The sequence below is a fragment of the Nonomuraea rhizosphaerae genome, from assembly GCF_019396405.1.
In the GTDB taxonomy this organism is placed as follows: domain Bacteria; phylum Actinomycetota; class Actinomycetes; order Streptosporangiales; family Streptosporangiaceae; genus Nonomuraea; species Nonomuraea rhizosphaerae.
The window spans coordinates 1-3665 of sequence record NZ_JAHKRL010000484.1 but is presented as its reverse complement, the minus strand read 5'-3'; the positions used below and the strand labels follow the sequence as shown (position 1 = coordinate 3665).

At 68.9% G+C, this 3665-nt stretch carries 5 protein-coding genes; 1 reads left to right on the top strand and 4 read right to left on the bottom strand.

The window, feature by feature from the left end:
* Positions 1 to 156: 156 nt before the first annotated feature.
* The 4 genes from KME77_RS25230 to KME77_RS25215 all read right to left on the bottom strand — a co-directional run bounded on the left by KME77_RS25230 (position 157) and on the right by KME77_RS25215 (position 2981).
* Positions 157 to 708 (bottom strand): GNAT family N-acetyltransferase, encoded by a 552-nt coding sequence (locus tag KME77_RS25230; RefSeq protein ID WP_219471427.1) that lies wholly within the window; start codon positions 706 to 708, stop codon positions 157 to 159.
* A gap of 4 nt (positions 709 to 712) precedes the next feature.
* Complete coding sequence (locus tag KME77_RS25225; RefSeq protein WP_219471426.1) at positions 713 to 1315, bottom strand: superoxide dismutase; 603 nt, start codon at positions 1313 to 1315, stop codon at positions 713 to 715.
* A gap of 62 nt (positions 1316 to 1377) precedes the next feature.
* A complete protein-coding gene (locus KME77_RS25220; RefSeq protein WP_281424254.1) occupies positions 1378 to 1782 on the bottom strand; it encodes a Fur family transcriptional regulator in 405 nt (134 codons plus the stop codon).
* A 20-nt stretch (positions 1783 to 1802) separates the two neighbouring features.
* Positions 1803 to 2981, bottom strand: coding sequence for an MFS transporter (locus KME77_RS25215; RefSeq protein ID WP_219471424.1), 1179 nt, complete (start codon positions 2979 to 2981; stop codon positions 1803 to 1805).
* Positions 2982 to 3229: 248 nt separating this feature from the next.
* Here KME77_RS25215 and KME77_RS25210 point away from each other — a divergent pair, with 248 nt between their 5' ends.
* The gene (locus KME77_RS25210; protein WP_219471423.1) at positions 3230 to 3598 is read left to right on the top strand and encodes a hypothetical protein; all 369 of its coding nucleotides are present in this window, start codon (positions 3230 to 3232) and stop codon (positions 3596 to 3598) included.
* Positions 3599 to 3665: the final 67 nt, after the last annotated feature.

Genomic DNA, 3665 nt, shown 5'->3' with positions numbered 1-3665 from the left:
TCATCGACACCGTCCTGATGCCCAAGATGTGAACCCCGGATGACCCGCCGCAGCGGCCATGCCCCTGCGGCGGGTTCTCCCATCTGGCACAGGACGGACAGCGCCCTTATCAGGAGCCTTGCCGCTCAGTGAGAGGCATCCCCGGTAACCGGACCGCTATCGGGACTCCCGGCGCATGATCAATCTGGTGTGCTCGTGTGTCCTGTGCAGGGCGGCGACGCGCCAGCCGCGGTGCCGGTACAGACCCAGCGCGGCCACGGCCTGCGGATGGGTGGACAGCCACCAAGGTGTGGCAGGGGCGGCGGTAAGGATCGTGTCGTGCAACCGTGCTCCCAGCCCGCAGCCGCGCATGGAAGGCAGGACGGCCAGTTCCTTGAGGGTGAAGTCGCCACGCGGCGGCCGGGAGGCCGCCAGCGCGAGCCGGGAGCAGCGCATCCCGTAGGCGAACCCGTGTAACCGCTCGCCCTGTAAGGCCGCTGCCAGGGCGAAGCCCGGCATGAGGAGGTCGGCGGCCAGGCGGTCGGCGACAGCGCGAGCGGTCTCGCGCGGCTCGGCCCAGGGCGGGCGGGTGAAGACCTCCGCCGCGAGGTCGGCCACCGCGGCCAGGAGGTGATGCACGTCGGTCGCCTCGATGAGGCGGATGGTGAAGGGAACGGCGCCCGCGCGGCTTTCGCGGACCAAGCTGTGGCCGGCGGGCGCCGTTGTCATGGGGTCAGGCGCCGCGGGCGGTGTCGTAGCGGGCGATGACGTCGTTCCAGTTGATCAGGCCCCACAGTTTTTCCACGTAGTCCGGGCGGACGTTGCGGTACTGCAGGTAGTAGGCGTGTTCCCAGGCGTCGAAGACGAGCAGGGGGGTGGTGTTCATGCCGACGTTGCCGTGGTGGTCGTAGACCTGCTCGACGACCAGGCGGCGGCCGAGCGGTTCCCAGGCCAGTACGCCCCAGCCGGAGCCCTGGACGGTGGCGGTGGCGGTGGTGAGCTGTTTCTTGAAGGCTTCGAAGGAGCCGAAGTGCTCGATGATGGCATCGCCCAGTTCGCCGTCGGGGCGGTCGCCGCCGTCGGGGGAGAGGTTCTGCCAGAAGATGGTGTGCAGGACGTGGCCGGACAGGTTGAAGGCGTAGGTCTTCTCCAGTCCGACCAGGCCGCCGAACTCGCCCTTGTCGCGCGCCTCGGACAGCCGGTCCAGGGTGTCGTTGGCGCCCTTGACGTAGGCGGCGTGGTGCTTGGCGTGGTGCAGTTCCAGGATCTCGCCGGTGATCGCGGGCTCCAGGGCCGCGTAGTCGTATGGCATGTCCGGGAGGGTGTACTGACCCATGGTCGTGTCTCCTCGATGGGATGCTCACTTGCATATATCTCGCAACAAACATAGTCCTGCAACTAGCGTGCGCCGTTGGCGGCATGCCGACAACGGCGGCAACGGCCGCGCAACAGCTGGCCGGCGGGCTCGATCTCGAAGCCGTGTGCCGTCAGAAGCAGCGCGGCGGCCTGGGACAGCTCGTCGGCGGGCACTTCGTCGAGCCGGCCGCATCGCTCACAGATGAGGTGGTGATGCGGTGTCGCGGCGAGCCCGAACAGGGCCTGGCCAGTGTGCTCGACGCTGTGCAGCACCCCGTGCTCGGTCATCGCCGCCACGTTCCGGTACACGGTGGAAAGGTTGACCATCGGGTGCGAGGCGGTCACCATCTGATGCAGGCGCAGAACACTGAGGTGCGTGTCCTTCTCGGCCAGGATGCCGAGGATCAGCATGCGTGAGACCGTCCTGCGCAGCCCGAGGCGGCCCATGGCCTCGTACAGGTCTTCTTTCATGCCGACCGGACACTCAGGGCGAAGGCTCCGGCGAGCACGGCCAAGGTGACGCCCGCGATCCACAGAGGGGCACGCAACCCGGCCCCGGCCGCGAGCGCGCCTCCGGCCAGCGCGCCGAGAGGGGCGGCGGCCATCGACAGCGTACGGCTGGCGCTGTTGACCCGGCCCAGCAGCTCCGGCGGTACTTCACGCTGACGAAGTGTCACCGACAACACGTTCCACACCGCGAAGCCCGCCCCCGTGCCACCCCAGGCCAGCGCCCCCATCACCGGCGTCGGGAACGCGGCCAGCAGCAGATCCACGACGGCGCACAGGGCCAGCGACGCCACCTGGAGCCAGCGGCGATCGAACCGGCGTACCAGGGCGGGTGTGACCACCGCGCCCGCCACCCCGCCGACCGCCCCCGCCGCGAGCATGACGCCGAATCCTCCGTCCGACAGCCGCATCGGCCCGACGGCCAGCAGTACCAGTGTCGACTCCCAGGCGAGCGTCATGAAGTTCAGCACGCACCCGAGCAGCACCACGGTCCGCACCAGATGCGGCCGGACCAACCAGCGCATCCCCTCCAGCGCGTCACGAACCACGGCGTTACGGACCACCGCATCACGGATCACCGCGTCCCTCGGCGGCGTCGCGGGTCGCGCCGTCCGGATGCCCGCGAGCAGGGCCGCCGCCAGCGCGAGCGTCACCGCGTTGAGCCCGAAGGGCACGGTCATCGCGGCGGCGAACAGCATCCCGCCCACCGCCGGACCGACCAGATCCTGTCCGACCCGCTCGGCTGTCACCAGGCCGCTGTTGGCCGCCTCCAGTCGTCCGTCCGGCACGATCTTCGGGACGAGGGACTGCGCCGCGTTGTCGTAAGCGGCCTCGCCGACGCCGAGCAGGAACGCCACCACGTACAGCGCCACCATCGAGCCGGCGTCCGCCAGCAGCGCCACGGTGAGCAGGCCGAGCAGAACCGCCCGCCCGACGTTCGCCACCGCCATGAACACCTCGGGCCGTCCCCTGTCGACCAGTGCCCCGATGGGCAGGCCGAACAGCACCCACGGCAGGTACGCGCAGGCCGTCAGCCCGCCGACCAGCGCGGGGTCTCGCGTCAGCGTGGCCGCCAGCAGAGGCAGCGCCACCAGCCGGATCCCGTCCCCGAGGTTGGACAGCGCCGCAGCGGCCAGCACCCGGGGGTACGGTGCACGTCCGAGGCCCGTCAGCGGGTGAACGGGCACCTCGATGTGAATCACCTCGCTTTGCGACTACCGGACATCTCTGCAATCAATATGCTTTTGCAAATTACATGCAGCAAGGGTGCGGGACGGGTGAACCACGGCCGGATGCAGCGGCATTGAAATTTAAATCTGTAAGGAGTCATCCAAAGCCAAGGTCATAACCGAAGTGGGGAGACAACAACATCGAGGGAAGGATGCACATGTCCACCACACTCACGAAGCTCCCCGTTTCCACCCCGATCACCACCGAGGACGCGCAGCGCGCCGTCGACCAGATTCGCGCGGACGACGAGCTGGCCTGGCAGGTCGCCGCCGAACTCGACCGTGAGCCGCGGCTGCTGCTGGCCAAGTTGTTCGCGCTCGAGCCTGCCCAGCAGGCCGGCCTGTCCCGGATGAGGCTGGAGCGTGTCCGGTCCACGTTCGCGCCGGTCGCCCGCGCTCTGCGCGAGGGTGACCCGGTGTTCGTGCGGATCAACGAGGTGGCCGTGGTCACCGCGGCGTTCAGCTGCTCGTTCAAGGTCGAGGTCAGCTCGGACGGGGTCACCGTGGAGGGTTCCATTTCCACCTGAGAACGCGCGCTGAGGAATGATCGTCCGTAGTGTCGGCCCGCACCTGGTGTGTCCACCAGGTGCGGGC